Below are 22,073 nucleotides of genomic sequence, written 5' to 3'. Positions count from 1 at the left end.
AGGGTACGTCGCGCGCGACATAGGCTTGCGGGCGTGATCACCCCCGCCGGCCTCCCCGAGGGGATCGACCGGCTGGCGGTGTGGTCGGTGCCGATGCGCACCCGCTTCCGCGGCATCGACGTCCGCGACGGCGTGCTCGTGCACGGCCCGGCCGGCTGGGGCGAGTTCTCCCCGTTCTGGGACTACGGCGTGCGGGAGAGCCGCCGCTGGTGGTCGGCCGCCGCCGAGGCCGCGCTGCAGGGCTGGCCCGCGCCGGTGCGCGACGCGGTGCCGGTCAACGCGACCGTCCCCGCGGTGGGCCCCGAGCGGGCGCACGCGATCGTGACCGCGTCGGGCTGCCGGACGGCGAAGGTGAAGGTGGCCGAGCCGGGCCAGACCGCCGGCGACGACCTCGCCCGCGTGGAGGCCGTCCGCGACGCGCTCGGCCCGTCCGGTGCGCTGCGGGTCGACGCCAACGCCGCCTGGGACGTCGACACCGCCGTCGCCCGCATCCGGGAGCTGGACCGGGTGGGCCTGGAGTACGTCGAGCAGCCCTGCGCGACGCTGGCCGAGCTCGCCGCGCTGCGCCGCCGGGTCGACGTCCGGGTCGCCGTCGACGAGGGCGTGCGCCGCGCCGACGACCCGCTGGGCGTCGACCTGCGGGAGGCCGGCGACGTCGTCGTCCTCAAGGTGCAGCCGCTCGGCGGCGTGCGGGCCGCGCTGCGCGTGGCCGAGGCGCACGGGCTGCCGTGCGTGGTCTCCTCCGCGCTGGAGTCCTCGGTGGGCATCGCCGCGGGGGTCGCGCTGGCCGCCGCGCTGCCCGAGCTGCCCTTCGCCTGCGGCCTGGCCACGGTCGCCCTCCTGGACGGCGACGTCACCGACGCCCCGCTGCTGCCGGTGGACGGCGCACTGCCGATGACCCGGCCCGACCCCGGCCGGCTGGACGCCGTGACCGCGCCGGGCGACGTCACCGCCCGCTGGACGGAGCGGCTGGGCGCGGTGCTGGCCGCGTGAACCCCTCCACCGCGCTGGCCCGCGTGCTGGTCGACGAGCTGGTCCGCGGCGGCGTCCGCGACGCCGTCGTCGCGCCCGGCTCCCGCTCGGCGCCGGTCGCCCTGGCGCTGGCCGCCGCCGAGCGGGCCGGCGTCCTGCGGCTGCACGTGCGCATCGACGAGCGCACGGCGTCCTTCCTCGCCCTGGGCCTCGCCCGCGCGTCCGGCCGGCCGGTGCCGGTGCTCACCACCTCCGGGACGGCGACCGCGCACCTGCACGCCGCCGTCCTCGAGGCCGACGTCAGCGGGGTGCCGCTGCTGGCGCTCACCGCCGACCGGCCGCCGGAGCTGCGCGGCACCGGCGCCAACCAGACGATCGAGCAGCCGGGTCTCTACGGCGGCGCGGTGCGCTGGGCGGCCGACGTCGGCGTGCCCGAGGCCGGCCGCGAGGCCGCGCAGAACCGCTACTGGCGCTCGGTGGTGTCCCGGGCACTGCTCGCGGCCACCGGCGTCCTGTCCGGCGACCCCGGGCCGGTGCAGCTGGACCTGCCCTTCCGCGACCCGCTGCTGCCCGAGGAGGAGCCCGGCCCGCTGTCGGGCCCGTGGGCCGGCCGGGACGGTGGCGCGCCGTGGACCGCCGGCGCGTCCGCGCCCGCCGCGGCCGCACCGATCGCCGACGGCCCGCGCACGCTCGTCGTCGCCGGGGACGGGCCCGACGCCGCCGGCCGGGCGTGGGCGGCCGGCGCCGCCGCGGCCGGCTGGCCGGTGGTCGCCGAGCCGAGCGGCGGGGCGTGGACCGACGGCGCCGTGCGCGGCGGGGCGCTGCTGCTCGGCGTGCCCGGCTGGCTGGACGCGCACCGGCCCGACCGGGTGGTCGTCGTCGGCCGGCCGACGCTGTCCCGGCCGGTGTCCGCGCTGCTGGCCGACCCGCGGGTGCGCGTGGAGACCGTGGTCGCCGGGCCGCGCTGGCCCGACGCCGGCCGCTCCGCCGCGCTGGTCACCCGCGCCGCCCCGCCGGCCGGGCCGCCCTGCGACCCCGGCTGGGCCGCCGCCTGGCGCGCGGCCGCGGACCGGGTGGGCGCCGCCGTCGACGCCGCCCTGGACGCCGCGCGCGGGCTGACCGCCGCCCGGCTGGCCCGCGACGTCGTCGCCGCGCTGCCGCCGGGGGCGCTGCTGGTGCTCGGCTCCTCCACGCCGGTGCGCGACGTCGACCGGCTCGCCGTCCCGCGCGGCGACGTCGCCGTGCTCGCCAACCGCGGCGTCGCCGGCATCGACGGCACGGTGTCCACCGCCGTCGGCGCCGCGCTGGTCCACGGCGGGCCGGCGGTGGCGCTCATGGGCGACCTGACGTTCCTGCACGACCTGCAGGGGCTGCTCACCGGCGAGGGCGAGCCGCGCCCGGACCTCACCGTGGTGGTGCCCGACAACGACGGGGGCGGGATCTTCGCCCAGCTGGAGCCCGGGCGGCCGGCGTACGCCCACGACTACCGGCGGGTGTTCGGCACGCCGCACGGGCGGGACCTGGTCGCCGTCGCGGCGTCCCTGGGGTGGGAGGCGGTGGCGGTGACCACGCCGGAGGAGCTCGCCGCCGCGCTGGCGCGCGGCGGGCCGCGGGTGGTCGTCGCCCGCACCGACCAGCGCGCGGAGGCCGACCTCGCCGTCGCCCTGCGGGAGGCCGCGGGCCGCGCGCTGGCCTGACCGGTCCGAGGAGCGCCGGACGGGGCCCGGGCACGGCCCGGGAGCTCGTCCCAGGCCCTCGTGACGGGCCGGTCCGCCACCCGTTCCCGGTGGCCTTCGTCACGGGACCCGGCGCGGACGCGGCGGGGACGGCACGACCCCGGCAGGGCCCGATCGTGCGCGGCGAGCAGCGGGTTCCGTTACCCGCGCGGTGGTCACGCCGACGTCACGCCGTACCCCACACGCCCCGGCCGAACCGCCGTGTGACCGCCGTCACGACGACAGTCGACATGACGACACGTAACGTTTTGGCTGCGCTCAGCGAACACAGAGCGCGGCGCCGGTCCGCCAAACCCTGCCCACCGGTCGCCCACGTCAACTCCCAGGGCAGGGGTGGGGGACCCACTCTTCCGGCGCGCGACGGCCTACGGGGGCCTGTCGGAGCGCGCCTCGGGGTGAAGCCGCGGACCGCGGCCGGGCACCGATCGCCCGAACCCGACAGCTCACCTCGCCGGCGGTGATCGGGAGATCATCACCATGCCCAAGCACCGCGCACCCCGCTACGTCCGCACCAAGAAGGTCATCGCCAAGGCCCCTGTCGCCGCCGGCGCCGCCGCCGTCGGTCTGGGCGTCCTGAGCTCGCCGGCCTCCGCCTCCACCACCCACGACTGGACCGGCGTCGCCCAGTGCGAGTCCAGCGGCAACTGGAGCATCAACACCGGCAACGGCTACTACGGCGGGCTGCAGTTCAGCCAGTCCACCTGGGCCGCCTTCGGGGGCACCGACCTCGCCCCGCGCGCCGACCTCGCCACCCCGGCCGAGCAGGTCCAGATCGCCGAGGCCGTCCTGGCCGGCCAGGGCGTCGGCGCCTGGCCGACCTGCGGCAAGTACCTGACCGACGGCACCACCGCGGCCGCCGCCGAGGCGCCGGCCGCTCCCGCCGAGCAGGCCGCCCCGGCCGCCGAGGCCCCGGCCGCTCCGGCCGAGCAGCCGGCCGCCGAGCAGGCCGCCCCGGCCGAGCAGGCCGAGGTCACCACCGAGGAGTACACCGTCCGCTGGCGGGACACGGTGGCGAAGATCGCCGCCGCCCACGGCCAGAGCTGGCGGGAGCTCTACGAGCGCAACGTCGACGTCATCGGCGGCAACCCGAACCGGATCTATCCCGGTCAGGTGCTGGCGCTCAGCGGCTCGACCGCCGCCCCGGCCGAGGCCGCTCCGGCTCCCGCCGCCGAGGCCGCCCCGGCCCCGGTCGCCGCCGCCGGCGAGGCGGCGCCCGCCGCCACCCCGCCGATCGCCGAGGCCGCCCCGCAGGTCGCGCAGGCCTCGGTCGTCGCCGAGATCACGAACACCGCCGGCGCGATCCACGAGGCCGTGCAGGCGGCGGCGAACGCCGTCGTCAGCAACGTCCCGGGCGCCGCGGACATCACCCTCGGCGGCACGCGGGCCAGCGCGGTCGACCCGGACGGCCACCCCTCCGGCAAGGCGCTGGACTACATGGTCATGTCCGACGCCGCCCTCGGCGACGCGATCGCCCAGTACCACGTCGACCACTGGGACGAGCTCGGCGTCGAGTACGTCATCTGGCAGCAGCGCATCCTGACCTCGCCCGACGGCGCCTGGAAGGCGATGGAGGACCGCGGCGGCGCGACCGCCAACCACATGGACCACGTGCACGTGAACTACGTGGGCTGACCTCCGCCTCACCCGACGAGGGCCCCGACCGCGCGCCGCGGCCGGGGCCCTCGTCGTTCCCGGGGCAGGACGGCGGCCGGCCGGGAGCGGGCCGGCTCAGCCCTCGAGCGCGGCCTGGAAGGCGGCGAACTTCGACTGGGTCTCGGCGAGCTCGGCCGCCGGGTCGGAGCCGGCGACGATGCCGCAGCCGGCGAACAGCCGGGCCGAGCACGGGTCGTCGTCGACCAGCTGCGCGCAGCGGAGGGCCAGCCCGAACTCGCCGTCCCCTCGGGCGTCGAGCCAGCCCACCGGCCCGGCGTAGCGGCCGCGGTCCATGCCCTCCAGCTCGGCGATGACCCCGGCGGCGGCCTCGGGCGGGGTGCCGCAGACGGCGGCGGTGGGGTGCACGGCGTCGACCAGCTCCAGCAGCCCGGCGCGGCCGCGGGCGCCCGAGCGGCGCTGGGTGCCGACGACGTCGGTGGCCAGGTGCCGCACGTTGGGCAGCGTGAGCAGCGAGGGCTGCTCCGGCACCGACAGCGCGGTGCAGAACGGGTCGAGCGCCCGCACGAGCGAGTCGACGGCGAGGGCGTGCTCGGCGCGGTCCTTGGCGCTGGCCAGCAGGCCGGCCGCGAGCCGCTCGTCCTCGGCGCCCGCGCCGCGCGGGGCGGTGCCGGCCAGCACCCGCGCCGACAGCTGCCGGCCGGTGCGGCGCAGCAGCAGCTCGGGGGTGGCGCCGAGCAGCCCGTCGACGGCGAAGGTCCAGCAGTCGGGGAAGCGGGTGGCCAGCCGGTCGAGCAGGCGGCGGGGGTCCAGCGGCACGTCGGCGGTGACCAGCAGGTCGCGCGCGAGCACCACCTTGGCGAGGTCACCGGCGCCGATGCGGCCGATCGCGGCGGACACCGCGCCGCACCACGAGGCGGGGTCGAGCGCGCCGTCGGCGTAGCGCAGCCGCCCCGGCGCGGGGGTCAGCGGCTCGCGGGCCGCCGCCAGCACGTCGCCCGGGTCGGCGTCGCCGGTCGTGGTCACCCAGGCGACGCCGTCGCGGCGGCCGACGACGACCTCGGGGACGACGAACACCGACGTCTCCCGCGCGGGGTCGAACGCGACGCTCGCGAACACGACCGGCCCGGAGCCGGGCACGCCCACCTCGTCGTCGACGGCGAGGGCGGCGCTGCGGTCGGCCCACCAGGCGGCGGCCTCGGCCAGCGCGCCGGGACCGGAGACCTCGAGGCGGTCCGCCTCGCCCCAGCCGACCAGGCCCTCGCCGCGGCGCACCCAGGACAGCGCGCCCCCGCGCGGCAGCAGCGCCAGCAGGCCGGGGGAGTCGGGCAGCGCGACCGTGGTCACGGCGGGCGCGGCGGCGTCCGGGGTGGTCACCGCCGCTGCCGTCACGTCCCCCAGCGTAGGCAGCCGGTAGCGTCGTCCGCCGTGGCAGACCGGCGAGACAGCGCACACACCGCCGGGTCGAGGGCCGGGCTGGACAAGCAGCCGCACGAGGTCGCGGCCATGTTCGACGGTGTCGCCCGCCGCTACGACCTCACCAACACCGTGCTCTCCGGCGGTCGCGACGCCGCCTGGCGGCGGGCCACCCGCGAGGCGCTGGGCGCCCGGCCGGGGGACCTCGTCCTCGACGTCGCCGCCGGCACCGCCGTCTCCACGGTGGAGCTCGCCGCCGGGGGCGTGCGCGCCGTCGCCTGCGACTTCTCCCAGGGGATGCTGCTGGCCGGCGCGGGACGGCCGGTGCCCAAGGTGGCCGGCGACGCGATGGCGCTGCCGTTCGCCGACGCGAGCGTCGACGGGCTGGTCGTCTCCTTCGGCCTGCGCAACGTGGCCGACCCCGACGCCGCGCTGCGCGAGTTCGCCCGGGTCGTCCGGCCGGGCGGGCGGCTCGTCGTCTGCGAGTTCTCCAGCCCCACCTGGAAGCCGTTCCGCACCGTCTACACCGAGTACCTCATGCGGGCGCTGCCGCGGATCGCCCGCGCGGTGAGCAGCAACCCCGACGCCTACGTCTACCTGGCCGAGTCGATCCGCGCCTGGCCCGACCAGCCGGCGCTCGCCGCCCGCATCCAGGCCGCCGGGTGGACCGACGTCGCCTGGCGCAACCTCACCGGCGGCGTCGTCGCGCTGCACCGCGCCGTCCGCCCCTGACGGGCCGCCGGCGAGGGCTCCCGCGGCACGCCCACGGGGATAGCGTCGCCGCATGACGACACCGACACCGATGCCCGAGCCGCCCGGTCCGTCGCCGTCCCCGGTCGACCCGATCTCCCCGCCGTCGCCGGCCCCGCTGCCGCAGCCGAGCCCCACCGACCCGAGCGCCCCGCCGCCGTCGGGACCCCAGCCCGTCTGACCCGGGCCGCGCGGTGGACGGCCGCCCGTACCGCGACCGGCGCGACGCCGGCCGGCAGCTCGCCGCGCGCCTGACCGACCCCGCCCGTCCCCCCGCCGTGCCGCTCGGCCCCGACGCGCTCGTCCTCGGCCTGCCCCGCGGCGGCGTCCTGGTCGCGGCCGAGGTCGCGGCGGCGCTCGGCGCGGAGCTCGACGTGGTCGCCGTCCGCAAGCTCGGCCTGCCCGAGCGGCCGGAGCTGGCCATGGGCGCGCTGGCCGCGGTGGGGGAGACCGTCGAGAGCGTCCGCAGCGAGTCCGTCCTCGCCCGCAACCCCGTCGGACCGGCCGCCGCGGACGAGGTGCGCCGCTCCGAGCTCGCCGAGCTGCGCCGGCGCCAGCTCGCCTACCGCGGCGACCGGCCGCCGCCCGCGCTCGCCGGCCGCACCGCCGTCCTCGTCGACGACGGGCTGGCCACCGGCTCCACCATGCGCGCCGCCCTCGCCGCGGTCCGCGCGGCCGGCCCCGCCGCGGTCGTCGTCGCGGTGCCCGTCGGGGCGCCCGACGTGTGCGCCGACCTGTCCGTGCTGGCCGACGAGGTCGTCTGCCCGGTCACCCCGCACCCGTTCGGCGCGGTGGGCCGCTACTACGACGACTTCGGCGAGACGTCCGACGACGAGGTGCGCGCCGCGCTCGCCGGCGGCTCCGGCGGGGGGCCCGCCTAGGCTCGGGACGACCGCAGACCGAGCACCGAGGGGGCCGCGCGTGACGAGTCCGACCGCCGGGGGCAGCGCCGACGTCGTGGTGGTCGGTGCGGGGCCGGCCGGGTCGGCCGCGGCCTGGACGCTGGCCACCGCCGGGCTCGACGTCGTCGTGCTGGAGAAGGCGCGCTTCCCGCGGGAGAAGGTCTGCGGCGACGGCCTGACCCCGCGCGCGGTGAAGGCGCTCGACGAGATGGGGATCGACGTCTCCCCGGAGGCCGGCTGGGTGCGGCACCGGGGCCTGCGGGTCTTCGGCGGCGGCCGGGTCGTCGAGGTCGACTGGCCGCAGCTGTCCTCCTGGCCCGGCTACGGGCTCATCCGGCCGCGGAAGGACCTCGACCCGATGCTCGCCGAGCACGCGGTGGCCGCCGGCGCCCGGCTCGAGCAGGAGGTCACCGTCACCGGCCCGCTGCTGGACGACGCCGGCCGGGTCGTGGGCGTGCACGCGCAGGCCGGCCCGGACAGGGAGGCGGTGACCTGGCGGGCGCCGCTGGTCGTCTCCGCGGAGGGCCTGTCCGGCCGGCTGGCCAAGGCGATCGGCCTGACCCGCCGCGAGGACCGCCCGCTCGGCGTCGCCGTCCGCCGGTACGTCGAGACGCCGCGCGGCGAGGACCCCTACCTCGACATCTCCTTCGACCTCTCCGCCGAGGGCCCCACCGCCGACTCGATGCCCGGCTACGGCTGGTCCTTCGGCATGGGCGACGGCACCGCCAACGTCGGCTTCGGCCTGCTCGACATCCGCCGCGGCGGCGAGACCGACGCCCGCACCGTGCTGCGCCGCTGGCTGGCCACCCTGCCGCCGGAGTGGCAACTGGGCGAGGAGCACGCGGTCACCCCGCTGCGCGGCGCCGGCCTGCCGATGGCGCTCAACCGCGGGCCGGCCTACACCCGCGGCCTCCTGTTGGCCGGCGACACCGCCGGCGTGGTCAACCCGTTCAACGGCGAGGGCATCAGCTACGCGCTGGAGACCGGCCGCATGGCCGGGGAGACGGCGGCCGCGGCGCTCGCGACACCGGAGGGGCCGGCCCGCGAGGCGGTGCTGCGCCGCTACCCCGAGCGGCTGCGCGAGGCCTACGGCCGCCACCACCGGCTCGGGATGGCCTTCCTGGCCCTGCTCGACCGGCCCGGCCTGGTCCGCTTCGCCACCGCGCACGGGCTCGAGCGGCCGGCGATGGTGAACGCCGCGCTGCGGCTGATGGGCAACCTCTCCGACGGCCGCGACGGCGACCGCTTCGACCGCGTGGTCGCCGTCCTCACCCGCCTAGCGCCGTCCGTCTGAGGAGCGCCGGAAGCGGTCCGTGACCGGACCGTGACCCGGGGATGTGAACTCACTCACCCCCTGCGCTTCACTTGCCGCCCCCGGCGGCATAGGCTCGTGGCGCGAGTTTGTGAATTTCTTCACAAGCCCACGAGCCGCCGAGGGAGGCGCCGGTGCTGTCGTCCTACGTCCCGATCGTGGGGCTGTTCGCGCTCGCCGCGGCCTTCGCGCTGTTCTCGGTGACGGTCGCGCCGTTCGTCGGTCCGCGCCGCTACAACCGGGCGAAGCTCGAGGCGTACGAGTGCGGCATCGAGCCGGTCGACCAGCCGCTGCACGGCGGCCGCTTCCCGGTGAAGTACTACCTGACGGCGATGCTCTTCATCGTCTTCGACATCGAGATCGTCTTCCTCTACCCGTGGGCCGTCGCCAACGACGCGCTGGGTGTCTTCGGCCTGGTCGAGATGGTGGTCTTCATCGCCACCGTCTTCCTCGCCTACGCCTACGTCTGGCGCCGCGGCGGCCTCGAGTGGGACTGACGGAGGGGAGCTGACGTGGGTCTCGAGGAGAAGCTGCCGAGCGGCTTCCTGCTGACCACGGTGGAGAAGCTGGTCAACTGGACGCGCAAGTCCTCGCTGTGGCCGGCCACCTTCGGCCTGGCGTGCTGCGCCATCGAGATGATGGCCACCGGCGCCGGCCGGTACGACCTGGCCCGCTTCGGCATGGAGGTCTTCCGCGCCTCCCCGCGCCAGGCCGACCTCATGATCGTCGCCGGCCGGGTGAGCCAGAAGATGGCGCCGGTCCTGCGGCAGATCTACGACCAGATGCCCGAGCCGCGGTGGGTGCTCGCCATGGGCGTCTGCGCCAGCTCCGGCGGCATGTTCAACAACTACGCGGTGGTGCAGGGCGTCGACCACGTGGTGCCGGTCGACATGTACCTGCCCGGCTGCCCGCCGCGCCCGGAGATGCTCATGGACGCGATCCTCAAGCTGCACCACAAGATCCAGAACGAGCCGCTCGGTCCGAAGCGGGCCCGCCGGCTCGAGGAGGAGCGGGCCGAGGGCCGCGCCCCCGACCTGCTGGTCGAGATGCCCTCCAGCGTCCGCGCCGACAAGGCCAAGCGGGCGGCCTACGAGCAGGCCGCGGCCCTCGGGCGCACGGGCCAGTTCGCGATCGAGCAGCGCGGGGGCGACGCCGTCCTCCTGCCCGGACCGCGCGGCGGGTCCCGGTGACCGGCCCCGGCGACCGCAGCGGCGCCGACGCCTCGCAGGGCGCCGCGGCCGCGGGCGGCGGCTTCCGCAAGGGCGCGTTCGGCGTCAGCGGCAGCGGCGACACCTCCGGGTTCGGCGGCCTGGTCCGCGTCGAGCCCGGCGGCGCGGTCGCGCTGCACTCCACCGACCGCCCCTACGGCGGCTGGTTCGACGAGGTGACCGACGCGCTGATCGACGCCGTCGGCGCGGCCACCTACGCCGCCGCCGTGCACCGCGTCCTCGTCGACCGCGGGGAGATCACCTACTTCGTCGCCCGCGAGCACCTGCTCACCCTGGTCCGGGCGCTGCGCGACGACGACGCCCTGCGCTTCGAGCTGTGCAGCAGCGTCTCCGGCGTCGACTACCTCGACAGCGGCGGCCCCGCGGTGGACGCCGGCCGGCCGCGGCTGCACGTCGTCTACCACCTGACCTCGATGACCTACCGGCGGCGGATCCGGCTCGAGGTCGCCGTCACCGCCGAGGACCCGCACGTGCCGTCGGTGTCCTCGGTCTACCCGACGGCGGACTGGCACGAGCGGGAGACGTACGACATGTTCGGCGTCGTCTTCGACGGCCACCCGGCGCTGACCCGGATCCTCATGCCCGACGACTGGGACGGGCACCCGCAGCGCAAGGACTACCCGCTCGGCGGCGTGCCGGTGGAGTACCACGGCGCGACGATCCCGCCGCCCGACACCCGGCGGAGCTACCGATGAGCACCACCTACGACCCGTACGCCGGCTCGCGGGAGACCACCGAGGGGCGGGTCTACACCGTCACCGGCGGCGACTGGGACCAGGCCTTCGGCGCGGACCTCTCCGGCGAGGAGCGGCTCGTCGTCAACATGGGGCCGCAGCACCCCTCGACGCACGGTGTCCTGCGGCTGGTCCTCGACCTCGAGGGCGAGACGGTGACCAAGGCGCGGGTGGTCATCGGCTACCTGCACACCGGCATCGAGAAGAACACCGAGTACCGCAACTGGGTGCAGGGCACGACCTTCGTGACGCGGATGGACTACCTGTCCCCGCTGTTCAACGAGGCCGGCTACTGCATGGCCGTCGAGAAGCTGCTCGGCATCGAGGTGCCGCAGCGCGCGCAGACCATCCGCGTGCTGGTGATGGAGATCAACCGGATCGCCTCGCACCTCGTGGGCCTGGCCACCGGCGGCATGGAGCTGGGCGCGCTCACCGGCATGACCAACGGCTTCCGCGAGCGGGAGCTGTGCCTCGACCTGCTCGAGGAGATCACCGGGCTGCGGATGAACCACGCCTACATCCGGCCCGGCGGCGTCGCCCAGGACCTGCCGGCCGGCGTGGAGGAGTCGATCCGCGAGTGGCTCGAGGTCATGCCGGAGCGCCTGGCCGGCTACCACAAGCTGCTCACCGGCCAGCCGATCTGGCAGCGGCGGCTCAAGGACGTCGGCTACCTCGACGTCACCGGCTGCCTGGCGCTCGGCGTCACCGGGCCCGTGCTGCGCGCCACCGGGCTGCCCTGGGACCTGCGCCGGACGGAGCCCTACCTCGGCTACCAGGACTACGACTTCGAGGTCCCCACCGCCGACACCAGCGACGCCTGGGGCCGCTACCTGGTCCGGATGGCCGAGATGTTCGAGTCGCTGAAGATCGTCCGCCAGGCGCTGGACCGGCTCGAACCCGGCCCGGTGATGGTCGAGGACCGGAAGATCGCCTGGCCCGCGCAGCTGTCGCTGGGCGCCGACGGCATGGGCAACTCCCTCGAGCACGTCCGCCACATCATGGGCACCTCGATGGAGGCCCTGATCCACCACTTCAAGCTGGTCACCGAGGGCTTCCGGGTGCCGGCCGGCCAGGTGTACGTGCCGATCGAGTCACCGCGCGGGGAACTCGGCTACCACGTGGTCAGCGACGGCAGCACCCGGCCGTGGCGCGTCCACGTGCGCGACCCCAGCTTCGTGAACCTCCAGGCGACCGCGGCCATGAGCGAGGGCGGGATGATCGCCGACGTCATCGCCGCCATCGCCTCCATCGACCCCGTGATGGGAGGGGTGGACAGGTGAGCGAGCTCGCGAGGTCCCCCAGGAGCACAGCAGCGCCGCGAGCGGCGTCGACGAGCGCCGGCGAGGAGAAGCCGTGAGCGCGCTCCCCGGGTCCCGGGAGGGCGCGGCGACGACGGGGCTCGTCGACAGCCCCGTCGAGCCGACGCCGGCGGACCTGCCGCCGCTGACCGAGCAGGCCTGGCTCGAGGCGCGGGAGATCACGACCCGCTACCCGCAGCCGCGCTCGGCGCTGCTGCCGATGCTGCACCTGGTCCAGAGCTACCAGGGCTACGTGACGCCGGAGGGCGTCGCGCTGTGCGCCGAGGTGCTGGGGCTGACCAAGGCCGAGGTCGGCGCGGTCGCGACCTTCTACACGATGTACAAGCGCCGCCCGACCGGCCGGCACCTGGTCAGCGTCTGCACCAACACGCTGTGCGCCGTCCTCGGCGGGCAGCGGATCATGGACGCGCTGTCCGCCGACCTCGGCGTCCACCACGACGAGACGGCGGCCGACGGCTCGGTCACCCTCGAGCACGCCGAGTGCCTGGCCGCCTGCGACTACGCGCCCGTGGTCACCGTCGACTACGAGTTCTACGACCAGCAGGACGTCGAGAGCGCCCGGGCGCTGGTCGCCGCGCTGCGCCGCGGGGAGAAGCCGCACCCCACGCGCGGCGCCCCGCTCACCGACTTCCGCGGGGTCTCCCGGCAGCTGGCCGGCTTCTCCCAGCACGCCGACGCCGGGGCCGCGCGCGCCGCCGTCGACGCGCCGGGCGAGTGGGGGCCGACGCTGGCCGGCGTCCGGCTGGCCGCCGAGCGCGGCGAGTCCGCCCCGCCGATGAGCGGCCCCGAGCCGGAGCCCGCCGACGCCGGCGAGCCCGCGGACACGGTCGCGCCGTCCGGCGACACCGGGCAGACGCCGGAGGAGGAGGCCGCCGACGCCCGCGTCGCCGCCGCCGACAACCCGGCCGAGCGGGCCGGCGCCGCGCAGGCGCACCCCGACCGCGGCACCGAGTACGGCCGGCGCACCCCCGGCGGCGACCGTCCCACCCCCGACACCCCCGCGGGCACCGAGCCGGGCACCTCCGGCCAGGGGCCCGCGACCCAGCGGGAGGCCTGACCCGATGCCCCTCACCCCCGTCCTCACCTCGCGCTGGGGCGCCGAGCAGCCCTGGCGGCTGTCCACCTACGAGTCCCTCGACGGCTACGCCGCGCTGCGCACCGCGCTGTCGATGCAGCCCGACGAGCTGGTCTCCCTGGTCAAGGACTCCGGCCTGCGCGGCCGCGGCGGCGCAGGCTTCCCCACCGGCATGAAGTGGAGCTTCATCCCGCAGCCCAAGCCGGGGGAGACGCCCACCGGGCCGGCCGCGATGCCCAAGTACCTCGTGGTCAACGCCGACGAGGGCGAGCCCGGCACCTGCAAGGACCTGCCGCTGATGATGACCGACCCGCACTCCCTGGTGGAGGGCGTGATCATCTCGGCGTACGCGATCCGCTGCCGGTTCGCCGTCATCTACGTCCGCGGCGAGGCGGTGCACGCCCACCGCCGGCTGGTGTCCGCCGTCGAGGAGGCCTACGCGGCCGGCTACCTCGGCAGCGACGTCCTGGGCTCGGGCTACGACCTGGAGCTGGTCGTGCACGCCGGCGCCGGGGCCTACATCTGCGGCGAGGAGACGGCACTGCTCGACTCGCTCGAGGGCTACCGCGGCCAGCCGCGGCTCAAGCCGCCGTTCCCCGCGGTCGCCGGGCTCTACGGCGCCCCGACGGTCATCAACAACGTCGAGACGCTGGCCACCGTGCCGTTCGTCGTCCGCGGCGGCGCCGACTGGTTCAAGCGGTTCGGGCCGGAGAAGTCGCCCGGGCCGAAGATCTACTCGCTGTCGGGCCGGGTGACCCGCCCCGGCCAGTACGAGGCGCCGATGGGCACCACGATGCGCGAGCTGCTGGAGATGGCCGGCGGCGTGCGGGCCGGGCACGAGCTCAAGTTCTGGACGCCGGGCGGCTCCTCGACGCCGTACTTCACCGCCGAGCACCTCGACGTGCCGCTCGACTTCGACTCGGTCGCCGCCGCGGGCTCGATGCTCGGCACGACGGCGCTCATGGTGTTCGACGAGACCGACTCGATCGTCGAGGCCACGCTGCGGTTCACCGAGTTCTACGCGCACGAGTCCTGCGGCAAGTGCACGCCCTGCCGCGAGGGGACCTACTGGCTGGTGCAGGTGCTGCGGCGGCTGGTCGACGGCCGCGGGACGGCGGCCGACCTCGACCTGCTCACCGACACCTGCGACAACATACTCGGCCGCTCGTTCTGCGCCCTCGGGGACGGCGCGACCAGCTGCATCACCAGCTCGCTCAAGTACTTCCGCGACGACTACGTCGCCCTGCTGCCGCCGGAGGAGCAGGCCCGCCTGGGCCGCTCGCTGCGGCTCGAGCCCGTCGGAGTCGCCTCGTGACGCTCACTCCCACTGCCCCCGAGCCCGCGCCGGCGGTGCCGCCGGGCGTCCCCGGCCCGCACACCCCGCCGGACGCCGTCCGCTGCACCATCGACGGCTTCGACGTCGCGGTGCCCAAGGGGACGCTGATCATCCGCGCCGCGGAGATGGTCGGCATCCAGATCCCGCGGTTCTGCGACCACCCGCTGCTCGACCCCGTCGGCGCCTGCCGGCAGTGCCTCGTCGAGGTGGAGGGCCAGCGCAAGCCGGTGGCCTCCTGCACCATGCCGGTCACCGACGGCATGGCGGTGAAGACGCAGCTGACCAGCCCGGTCGCCGACAAGGCGCAGCAGGGCACGATGGAGCTGCTGCTGATCAACCACCCGCTGGACTGCCCGGTCTGCGACAAGGGCGGCGAGTGCCCGCTGCAGAACCAGGCCATGAGCAACGGCCGCGCCGAGACCCGCTTCGTCGACGTCAAGCGGACCTATCCCAAGCCGCTGCCGATCAGCAGCGAGATCCTGCTCGACCGCGAGCGCTGCGTGCTGTGCGCCCGCTGCACCCGGTTCTCCCAGCAGGTGGCCGGCGACCCGTTCATCGAGCTGTTCGAGCGGGGCGCGCTGGAGCAGGTCGCCGTCTACGAGGACGAGCCGTTCTCCTCCTACTTCTCCGGCAACACCACCCAGATCTGCCCGGTCGGCGCGCTCACCAGCGCGCAGTACCGGTTCCGGTCGCGGCCGTTCGACCTGCGCAGCGAGCCCTCGGTGTGCGAGCACTGCGCGTCGGGCTGCTCCATGCGGACCGACTACCGGCGCGGCAAGGTCATGCGCCGGCTGGCGGGGGAGGACCCGGCGGTCAACGAGGAGTGGACCTGCGACAAGGGCCGCTTCGCCTTCCGCTACGCCGCCACCAACGACCGGCTCACCACCCCGCTGGTCCGCCGCGGCGGCGTCCTGGAGCCCGCCTCCTGGCCGGACGCGTGGGCCGCGGCCGCCGAGGGCCTGCGCGCGGCGCGGGCCGCGGGCGGCGTCGGGGTGCTGCCGGGCGGCCGGCTGACCGTCGAGGACGCCTACGCCTGGGCGAAGTTCGCCCGCGTGGCCCTGGGCACCCACGACGTCGACGCCCGCGCCCGCGCGCACTCCGCCGAGGAGCAGGCGTTCCTCGCCGCGCACGTGGCCGGTACCGGCCCCGGGCGCGGGGCGGTCACCTACGACGACCTCACCGCCGCCCCGGCCGTGCTGCTGGCCGGCTTCGAGCCGGAGGAGGAGTCGCCGATCGTCCTCCTCCGCCTGCGCCGGGCGGTGCGCAAGGGCGGGCTGGCCGTCTACGACCTGGCGCCGTTCGCCACCCGCGCGGCGCAGAAGCTGCAGGCCACCGTGCTGGTCACCCGGCCCGGCGAGGAGGCCCGCGCGCTCGCGGCGCTGGCCGAGGGCAGCTGGGGCGGCCCGGCCGTCGAGGCGCTGCGGCAGCCCGGCGCGGTCGTGCTGGCCGGCGAGCGGCTGGCCGAGGTGCCCGGCGCGTTCACCGCGCTGGCCGCCCTCGCCCGCGCCACCGGCGCCCGCCTGGCCTGGGTGCCGCGGCGGGCCGGGGAGCGCGGCGCCGTCGAGGCCGGCGCGCTGCCCGCGCTGCTGCCCGGCGGCCGGCCGGTCGAGGACCCCGTCGCCCGCGCCGAGGTGGCCGCGCTGTGGGGCGTGGACCCCGCCGACCTGCCGGCGTTCCCGGGCCGGGACACCACCGGCATCCTCACCGCGGTCCGCGACGGCCGGCTGGCCGGCCTCGTGGTCGGCGGCGTGGACCCCGCCGACCTGCCCGACCCCGCGCTCGCGGCGGCGGCGCTGGCCGCGGCGTCGTTCGTCGTCAGCCTCGAGCAGCGGCCGACCGCCGTCACCGAGCACGCCGACGTCGTCCTGCCGGTGGCCGCCGCGCCGGAGAAGGCCGGCAGCTACCTGGACTGGGAGGGCCGGGTGCGGTCCTTCGACGCCACGCTGCACGGCACCGGCCAGCTCCCCGACGGCCGGGTGCTGCACGGCCTGGCCGAGCACCTCGACGCCGACCTGCGGCTGCCCACCCCCGACGCGGCCCGCGCCGAGCTCGCCCACCTCGGCGACACGAGCGCCCGCGCCGAGGGCGGCCTCGACGTGCCGCCGGCCGTGGCGCCGGAGCCGGGCGAGGGGGAGGCGCTGCTGGCCTCCTGGCGGCAGCTGCTCGACGTCGGGACGCTGCAGCGCGACGAGCCCGAGCTCGCCGGCACCGCCCGCCCGCCGGTGGTGCGGATCAGCGCCGCGCGGGCCGCCGGGCTCGGTGTGGCCGACGGCGCCCCGCTCACCGTCACCGGCGCCACCGGCTCGGTCACCCTGCCCGTCTGCGTCACCGAGATGCCCGACGACGTGGTGTGGCTGCCGATGCGCTCACCCGGCAGCGAGCTGCGCACCGGCCTCGGCACGGCGCCCGGCGGCGTCGTCCGGCTGAGCGCTCCCGGATCGAGCGCGGGAGGTGCCGCGTGACCCTGCTCGCCGCCGCCGACCAGCCGACGCTCGAGGACTTCGGGCACGACGTCTGGTGGATCGTGCTCGTCAAGATCGTCGGCGTCTTCGTCGTGCTGGTCCTGATGACGCTGTTCGCGATCGTGTTCGAGCGCAAGGTCGTCGCCCGCATGCAGCAGCGCATCGGCCCCAACCGGGTCGGCCCGCGCGGCTACCTGCAGAGCCTCGCCGACGGGCTGAAGCTGGCGTTCAAGGAGGACATCCGGCCCGCGATGGCGGACAAGCCGGTCTACTTCCTGGCCCCGGTCATCGCGACCATCCCCGCGTTCCTGGCCTTCTCGGTCATCCCGCTGGGCCCGGTGGTCAGCATCTTCGGCCAGCAGACCCCGCTGCAGCTCACCGACGCCCCCATCGGCGTCCTCGTCGTCCTGGCCTGCTCGGCGATGGGCGTCTACGGCATCGTGCTGGCCGGCTGGGCCTCGGGCTCGACCTACCCGCTGCTCGGCGGGCTGCGCAGCGCCGCCCAGATGGTCAGCTACGAGATCGCGATGGGCCTGTCGATCGTCGCGGTGTTCCTCTACGCCGGGTCGATGTCGACCTCGGAGATCGTCGCCGCCCAGGCCGACGGCAACCGGCTGTCGTTCTTCGGGCTGGAGTTCACCGGGCCGAGCTGGTTCGCCGTCCTGCTGCCGGTCAGCTTCGTCATCTACGTGATCGCCGTCGTCGGCGAGACCAACCGGGCGCCGTTCGACCTGCCCGAGGCGGAGAGCGAGCTGGTCGGCGGCTTCCACACCGAGTACTCGTCGCTGAAGTTCGCGCTGTTCTTCCTCGCCGAGTACATCAACATGGTCACCGTCTCGGCGCTGGCCGCGACGCTGTTCCTCGGCGGCTGGCGGGCCCCGTGGCCGATCTCGATCTGGGACGGCGCCAACTCCGGCTGGTGGCCGCTGCTGTGGTTCTTCCTCAAGGTCGCCGCCGCGCTGTTCGTGTTCATCTGGCTGCGCGGGACGCTGCCCCGGCTGCGCTACGACCAGTTCATGCGCTTCGGCTGGAAGGTCCTGGTGCCGACGGCGCTGGCCTGGATCCTCGCCGTCGCCACCATGCGCACCGTCTCCCGCGAGGCGGACCTGTCCACCGGCCAGGTGGCGGTGTTCGTCGGCGTGCCGATCGCGCTGCTGGTGCTGCTCGGGCTGTCGGTCGCCAGCCGGGCCAGCAACCGCGACACCCGGCTCATGGCCGAGGACGCCGCGGCCGGCGGCGTCCACGCCACCGACCCCGACCCCGACCCCGAGGTGCTGCCCCCGGCCGGCCCGCGGCACCGGCCGGCGCAGCGCACCGGCCCGGCCCGCGCCGAGGGCGGCTTCCCGGTGCCGCCCATGGACCTCGTCGTGCCGCCGTCGCCACGGCTGCGCCGCGCCGAGCCGGTGGGCGCGCGTCCCGAGGGCGGCGTGGTCAGCAGCGGCCGCCGAGCCGCCGGCAGCACCACGGGCAGCACCACGGGCAGCACCACGGGCAGCACGGCCACCAGCGCACAGGAGGAGACCGATGCCTGACCAGGACCCGGCGACCGGCGGCGAGTCGAAGGGACTGGCCCAGGCGGCCCGGGGCGGTGAGGTCGAGCGGGCCGGCGGCGGCACGCCCGCGCCACACCGCAGCCTGCTGCCGGCGCCCGGCCAGGGCTTCGGCGTCACCTTCGCCCAGATGTTCAAGAAGGTGACCACCGAGGAGTACCCCGACGTCCCCAAGGTGACCAAGCCGCGCTACCACGGCCGGCACGTGCTCAACCGGCACCCCGACGGGCTGGAGAAGTGCGTCGGCTGCGAGCTGTGCGCCTGGGCGTGCCCGGCCGACGCGATCTACGTCGAGGGCGGGGACAACACCGAGGACGCGCGCTACAGCCCCGGTGAGCGGTACGGCCGCGTCTACCAGATCAACTACCTGCGCTGCATCTTCTGCGGGCTGTGCATCGAGGCCTGCCCCACCCGCTCGCTGACGATGAGCAACGACTTCGAGCTGGCCGACGACAACCGGCAGGACCTGATCTACACCAAGGAGCAGCTCATGGCCCCGCTGCTGCCCGGCATGGAGGCCCCGCCGCACCCGATGCGCCTCGGTGACGACGAGAAGGCCTACTACGTGCGCGACCCGCAGCAGGGCTCGCCGGCCGAGCCGGTGACGGTGGAGCGGGCATGACCGAGGTCGTCATCGGCACCGGCGAGGCCGTCGTCTTCTGGATCCTGGGCCCGGTCGCGCTGGCCGGGGCGCTGGGGATGGTGTTCAGCCGCAACGCCGTCCACTCGGCGCTGTGGCTGGTCAACACGATGCTCGCCCTGGGCGTGTTCTACGTCGTCCAGTCCGCGCCGTTCCTCGGCGCCGTGCAGATCATCGTCTACACCGGCGCGATCATGATCCTGTTCCTGTTCGTGCTCATGATGGTCGGCCGGGACTCCTCGGACTCCGTGGTCGAGACGCTGCGCGGGCAGCGGGTGGCGGCCACGGTGCTCGGCGTCGGGTTCGCCGGGCTGGTCGGCGCCGGCATCGCCCGCGCCACGCAGGACACCCCGGTCGCGGGCCTGTCCGACGCGCAGGGCGGCACCGGCAACATCGACTCGATCGCCGAGCTGCTGTTCACCCGCTACCTGCTGGCCTTCGAGGTCACCAGCGCGCTGCTGATCACCGCCGCGGTCGGCGCGATGGTGCTCGCGCACATCGAGCGCGAGCCCGGCACCCGGCGGACGCAGAAGGAGCTCTCCCGCGCCCGGTTCCTCACCGACCGGCCGCAGACGCTGCCCGGCCCCGGCGTGTACGCCCGCGCCAACTCCGTCGCCGCCGGGGCGCTGCTGCCCGACGGCGGGGTCGCGGAGGACAGCCTGGCCACCGGCATCGAGCCCCAGGAGGTCGACCAGATGCCCCGTCCCACCGGCCGGGCGCAGCTCGGCAGCCCGGACGCCGCCCTCGGCACGCTCGACCCGGCACCGGAGGACCGGCGGTGAGCCTCACGCACTACCTGGTGCTCGCGGCGATCCTGTTCACCGTCGGCGCCGTCGGGGTGCTGGTGCGGCGCAACGCGATCGTCGTGTTCATGTGCGTCGAGCTGATGCTCAACTCGGTCAACCTGACACTGGTCACCTTCGCCCGGGCCTCCGGCACCGTCGACGGCCAGATCATGGCGTTCTTCGTCATGGTCGTCGCCGCCGCGGAGGTCGTCGTCGGCCTCGCGATCATCATGTCGATCTACCGGACCCGCCGGTCGGCGTCGGTCGACGACGCCAACCTGCTCAAGTACTGACGGGAGCCGGCACCCCCATGGAATCCGCCGTCGCCGCCGAGGGCCTGCTGTCGGCCTCGTGGCTGGTCATCGCACTGCCGCTGCTCGGGGCGGCGGTCCTCCTCCTGGGCGGGCGCCGCACCGACCGCTGGGGCCACCTGCTGGGGACGGCGACCGTCCTGGCCGCGTTCGTGGTCGCGCTGCTGGCCACCGTGCAGCTGGCCGGCCTGGAGGAGCGGGCGGTCGACGTCGACCTGTTCACCTTCCTGTCGGTGGGCTCGCTCGACGTGCAGGCCGGGCTGCTGGTCGACCCGCTGTCGGCCACCTTCATGCTGCTGATCACCGGCGTGGGCGGGCTCATCCACGTCTACTCCGTCGGCTACATGGCGCACGACCCGCGGCGGCGCCGGTTCTTCGCCTACCTGAACCTGTTCGTCGCGGCGATGCTGCTGCTGGTCCTCGGCGACAACTACGTGGCCCTCTACGTCGGGTGGGAGGGCGTCGGCCTGGCCTCCTACCTGCTCATCGCCTTCTGGCACGAGCGCCCCGCCGCGGCCACCGCCGCGAAGAAGGCCTTCGTGATGAACCGGGTCGGCGACGTCGGCCTGGCGCTGGCGATCTTCGTGATGTTCGCCCAGCTCGGGACGGTCTCCTACGAGGGCGTCTTCGGCGGGGTCGGCGCCCTGGCCGGCGGCACGGTGACGGCGCTCGGCCTGCTCCTGCTGCTCGGCGCGTGCGGCAAGTCCGGCCAGTTCCCGCTGCAGGCGTGGCTGCCCGACGCCATGGAGGGCCCGACGCCGGTCTCGGCACTCATCCACGCCGCGACGATGGTCACCGCCGGCGTCTACCTCATCGCCCGCTCCGCGCCGATCTACGACCTGACGCCGACCGCCCGCGCCGTCGTCCTGGCCGTCGGCGCGGTCACGCTGCTCTACGGCGCGGTCGTGGGCTGCGCGTACGACGACATCAAGAAGGTGCTCGCGTACTCCACGGTCAGCCAGATCGGCTACATGTTCCTGGCCGTGGGCCTGGGCCCGGTCGGCTACGCCGCGGCGATCGCCCACCTGCTCACCCACGGCTTCTTCAAGGCCGGGCTGTTCCTGGGTGCCGGGTCGGTCATGCACGCGATGGGCGACCAGGTGGACATGCGCCGCTTCGGTGGGCTGGCGCGAAAGCTGCCGGTCACCTTCGTCACCTTCGGCCTGGGCTACCTCGCGCTGATCGGGTTCCCGTTCCTGTCCGGCTACTGGACCAAGGACGCGATCATCGAGGCGGCGCTGGACCGCGGCGACGGGTGGGGCTGGCTGCTCGGCGCGGTCGCCGTCGTCGGCGCCGGGCTGACCGCCTTCTACATGACCCGGCTGGTGCTGATGACGTTCCTCGGCCGGCCGCGGTGGACCGAGGGCCGGCACCCGCACGAGGCGCCGACGGTGATGACCGCGCCGATGGTGGTGCTCGCCGCCGGCTCGGTGGCCGCCGGGTTCCTGCTGGTGCAGGTGTTCCCGCTCGACGAGTGGCTCGCCCCGGTGTTCGGCGAGCCCGAGGAGGCCGCGCACGTGGTCGCCCCGGCCGTCGTCGGGATCGTGGTGACCGCGGTGATGCTGGTCGGCGTCCTGGCGGCGTGGCTGTTCGTCGGCCGCCGCGAGGTCCCCGAGGTCGCCCCGGCCCGCGTCTCGCCGGTGGTGCGCGCGGCGCGGCGGAGCCTCTACGCCGACACGGTCAACGAGTCGCTGTTCATGCGGCCGGGCCAGTGGCTCACCCGGGCGCTGGTGTGGGTGGACAACCGCGGCGTCGACGGCGCGGTCAACGGCCTGGCCGCCACGCTCGGCGGCTCGTCGTCGCGGCTGGGCCGGGCGCAGACCGGGTTCGTCCGGTCCTACGCGCTCGGGATGCTCGGCGGCGCGGTCCTGGTGGCCGGGGCGCTGCTGGCGGTGACGGCCGGGTGAGCGAGCCGGGCTCTCAGGAGAGGACG

The 22,073-nt window shown here is 75.7% G+C and carries 19 protein-coding genes and 1 riboswitch; of the genes, 18 read left to right on the top strand and 1 reads right to left on the bottom strand.

The window, feature by feature from the left end; translation table 11 throughout:
* Positions 1-33: 33 nt before the first annotated feature.
* From ACI79Z_RS01145 to ACI79Z_RS01135, 3 genes are all read left to right on the top strand, one after another.
* The gene (locus tag ACI79Z_RS01145) at positions 34-993 is read left to right on the top strand and encodes an o-succinylbenzoate synthase (protein WP_456901427.1); all 960 of its coding nucleotides are present in this window, start codon (positions 34-36) and stop codon (positions 991-993) included.
* Positions 990-2,669 (top strand): 2-succinyl-5-enolpyruvyl-6-hydroxy-3-cyclohexene-1-carboxylic-acid synthase, encoded by a 1,680-nt coding sequence (gene menD / locus ACI79Z_RS01140; RefSeq protein ID WP_456901426.1) that lies wholly within the window; start codon positions 990-992, stop codon positions 2,667-2,669. Before ACI79Z_RS01145 ends, menD begins: the two co-directional genes overlap by 4 nt.
* A gap of 342 nt (positions 2,670-3,011) precedes the next feature.
* A riboswitch (cyclic di-AMP (ydaO/yuaA leader) is annotated at positions 3,012-3,181 on the top strand.
* 4 nt (positions 3,182-3,185) lie between these two features.
* On the top strand, positions 3,186-4,340 hold the full coding sequence (locus ACI79Z_RS01135; RefSeq protein WP_456901425.1) for a transglycosylase family protein: 1,155 nt from the start codon (positions 3,186-3,188) through the stop codon (positions 4,338-4,340).
* A 96-nt stretch (positions 4,341-4,436) separates the two neighbouring features.
* Here ACI79Z_RS01135 and ACI79Z_RS01130 read toward each other — a convergent pair whose 3' ends face one another.
* Positions 4,437-5,711: an isochorismate synthase gene (locus ACI79Z_RS01130; protein ID WP_456901424.1), complete on the bottom strand. Its 1,275-nt coding sequence runs from the start codon at positions 5,709-5,711 to the stop codon at positions 4,437-4,439.
* Between the two features lie 36 nt (positions 5,712-5,747).
* On the opposite strand from ACI79Z_RS01130, the gene ACI79Z_RS01125 reads away from it, so the two are divergent.
* The 15 genes from ACI79Z_RS01125 (at position 5,748) to nuoL (ending at position 22,047) form a co-directional block, all read left to right on the top strand.
* The gene (locus ACI79Z_RS01125; protein WP_456901423.1) at positions 5,748-6,467 is read left to right on the top strand and encodes a demethylmenaquinone methyltransferase; all 720 of its coding nucleotides are present in this window, start codon (positions 5,748-5,750) and stop codon (positions 6,465-6,467) included.
* Between the two features lie 212 nt (positions 6,468-6,679).
* Positions 6,680-7,366 carry a phosphoribosyltransferase gene (locus ACI79Z_RS01120; protein WP_387987838.1) on the top strand — a complete coding sequence of 229 codons (687 nt, stop codon included), beginning with the start codon at positions 6,680-6,682 and terminating at the stop codon, positions 7,364-7,366.
* 40 nt (positions 7,367-7,406) lie between these two features.
* Positions 7,407-8,681 (top strand): geranylgeranyl reductase family protein, encoded by a 1,275-nt coding sequence (locus ACI79Z_RS01115; RefSeq protein ID WP_456901422.1) that lies wholly within the window; start codon positions 7,407-7,409, stop codon positions 8,679-8,681.
* A 152-nt stretch (positions 8,682-8,833) separates the two neighbouring features.
* Positions 8,834-9,196 (top strand): NADH-quinone oxidoreductase subunit A, encoded by a 363-nt coding sequence (locus ACI79Z_RS01110; protein WP_456901421.1) that lies wholly within the window; start codon positions 8,834-8,836, stop codon positions 9,194-9,196.
* A gap of 15 nt (positions 9,197-9,211) precedes the next feature.
* On the top strand, positions 9,212-9,889 hold the full coding sequence (locus ACI79Z_RS01105; protein ID WP_456901420.1) for a NuoB/complex I 20 kDa subunit family protein: 678 nt from the start codon (positions 9,212-9,214) through the stop codon (positions 9,887-9,889).
* The gene (locus ACI79Z_RS01100) at positions 9,886-10,623 is read left to right on the top strand and encodes an NADH-quinone oxidoreductase subunit C (RefSeq protein WP_456901419.1); all 738 of its coding nucleotides are present in this window, start codon (positions 9,886-9,888) and stop codon (positions 10,621-10,623) included. The genes ACI79Z_RS01105 and ACI79Z_RS01100 overlap by 4 nt, the downstream gene beginning before the upstream one ends.
* Entirely contained in the window at positions 10,620-11,942 is a 1,323-nt protein-coding gene (locus tag ACI79Z_RS01095) for an NADH-quinone oxidoreductase subunit D (RefSeq protein ID WP_387987835.1), read from the top strand. Before ACI79Z_RS01100 ends, ACI79Z_RS01095 begins: the two co-directional genes overlap by 4 nt.
* Positions 11,943-12,015: 73 nt before the next feature.
* Positions 12,016-13,038, top strand: a complete 1,023-nt coding sequence (gene nuoE / locus ACI79Z_RS01090; RefSeq protein WP_387987834.1) for an NADH-quinone oxidoreductase subunit NuoE — start codon at positions 12,016-12,018, stop codon at positions 13,036-13,038.
* Between the two features lie 4 nt (positions 13,039-13,042).
* Positions 13,043-14,371 (top strand): NADH-quinone oxidoreductase subunit NuoF, encoded by a 1,329-nt coding sequence (nuoF, locus tag ACI79Z_RS01085; protein ID WP_387987833.1) that lies wholly within the window; start codon positions 13,043-13,045, stop codon positions 14,369-14,371.
* The gene (locus ACI79Z_RS01080) at positions 14,368-16,854 is read left to right on the top strand and encodes an NADH-quinone oxidoreductase subunit G (RefSeq protein ID WP_456901418.1); all 2,487 of its coding nucleotides are present in this window, start codon (positions 14,368-14,370) and stop codon (positions 16,852-16,854) included. Before nuoF ends, ACI79Z_RS01080 begins: the two co-directional genes overlap by 4 nt.
* Entirely contained in the window at positions 16,851-18,386 is a 1,536-nt protein-coding gene (gene nuoH, locus ACI79Z_RS01075; protein WP_456901417.1) for an NADH-quinone oxidoreductase subunit NuoH, read from the top strand. The genes ACI79Z_RS01080 and nuoH overlap by 4 nt, the downstream gene beginning before the upstream one ends.
* Entirely contained in the window at positions 18,379-19,026 is a 648-nt protein-coding gene (nuoI, locus tag ACI79Z_RS01070) for an NADH-quinone oxidoreductase subunit NuoI (protein ID WP_456901416.1), read from the top strand. Before nuoH ends, nuoI begins: the two co-directional genes overlap by 8 nt.
* Positions 19,023-19,826, top strand: a complete 804-nt coding sequence (locus tag ACI79Z_RS01065) for an NADH-quinone oxidoreductase subunit J (RefSeq protein WP_456901415.1) — start codon at positions 19,023-19,025, stop codon at positions 19,824-19,826. The genes nuoI and ACI79Z_RS01065 overlap by 4 nt, the downstream gene beginning before the upstream one ends.
* Complete coding sequence (gene nuoK / locus ACI79Z_RS01060; RefSeq protein ID WP_387987828.1) at positions 19,823-20,122, top strand: NADH-quinone oxidoreductase subunit NuoK; 300 nt, start codon at positions 19,823-19,825, stop codon at positions 20,120-20,122. The genes ACI79Z_RS01065 and nuoK overlap by 4 nt, the downstream gene beginning before the upstream one ends.
* Before the next feature lie 17 nt (positions 20,123-20,139).
* Positions 20,140-22,047: an NADH-quinone oxidoreductase subunit L gene (gene nuoL / locus ACI79Z_RS01055; RefSeq protein ID WP_387987827.1), complete on the top strand. Its 1,908-nt coding sequence runs from the start codon at positions 20,140-20,142 to the stop codon at positions 22,045-22,047.
* The last annotated feature ends 26 nt before the right edge of the window (positions 22,048-22,073 follow it).

This window comes from Geodermatophilus sp. SYSU D00663 (assembly GCF_054050655.1).
Note: the sequence above shows the minus strand (reverse complement) of the source record. Positions and strands in the feature narration are given on the sequence as shown.

What these genes read in the sequence shown, in the direction of transcription:
- ACI79Z_RS01095 (WP_387987835.1), top strand. Translation starts at nt 10,620, where the DNA reads ATGAGCACCACCTACGACCCGTACGCCGGCTCGCGGGAGACCACCGAG.
- nuoF (WP_387987833.1), top strand. Translation starts at nt 13,043, where the DNA reads ATGCCCCTCACCCCCGTCCTCACCTCGCGCTGGGGCGCCGAGCAGCCC.
- nuoI (WP_456901416.1), top strand. Translation starts at nt 18,379, where the DNA reads ATGCCTGACCAGGACCCGGCGACCGGCGGCGAGTCGAAGGGACTGGCC.
- ACI79Z_RS01135 (WP_456901425.1), top strand. Translation starts at nt 3,186, where the DNA reads ATGCCCAAGCACCGCGCACCCCGCTACGTCCGCACCAAGAAGGTCATC.
- ACI79Z_RS01065 (WP_456901415.1), top strand. Translation starts at nt 19,023, where the DNA reads ATGACCGAGGTCGTCATCGGCACCGGCGAGGCCGTCGTCTTCTGGATC.
- nuoL (WP_387987827.1), top strand. Translation starts at nt 20,140, where the DNA reads ATGGAATCCGCCGTCGCCGCCGAGGGCCTGCTGTCGGCCTCGTGGCTG.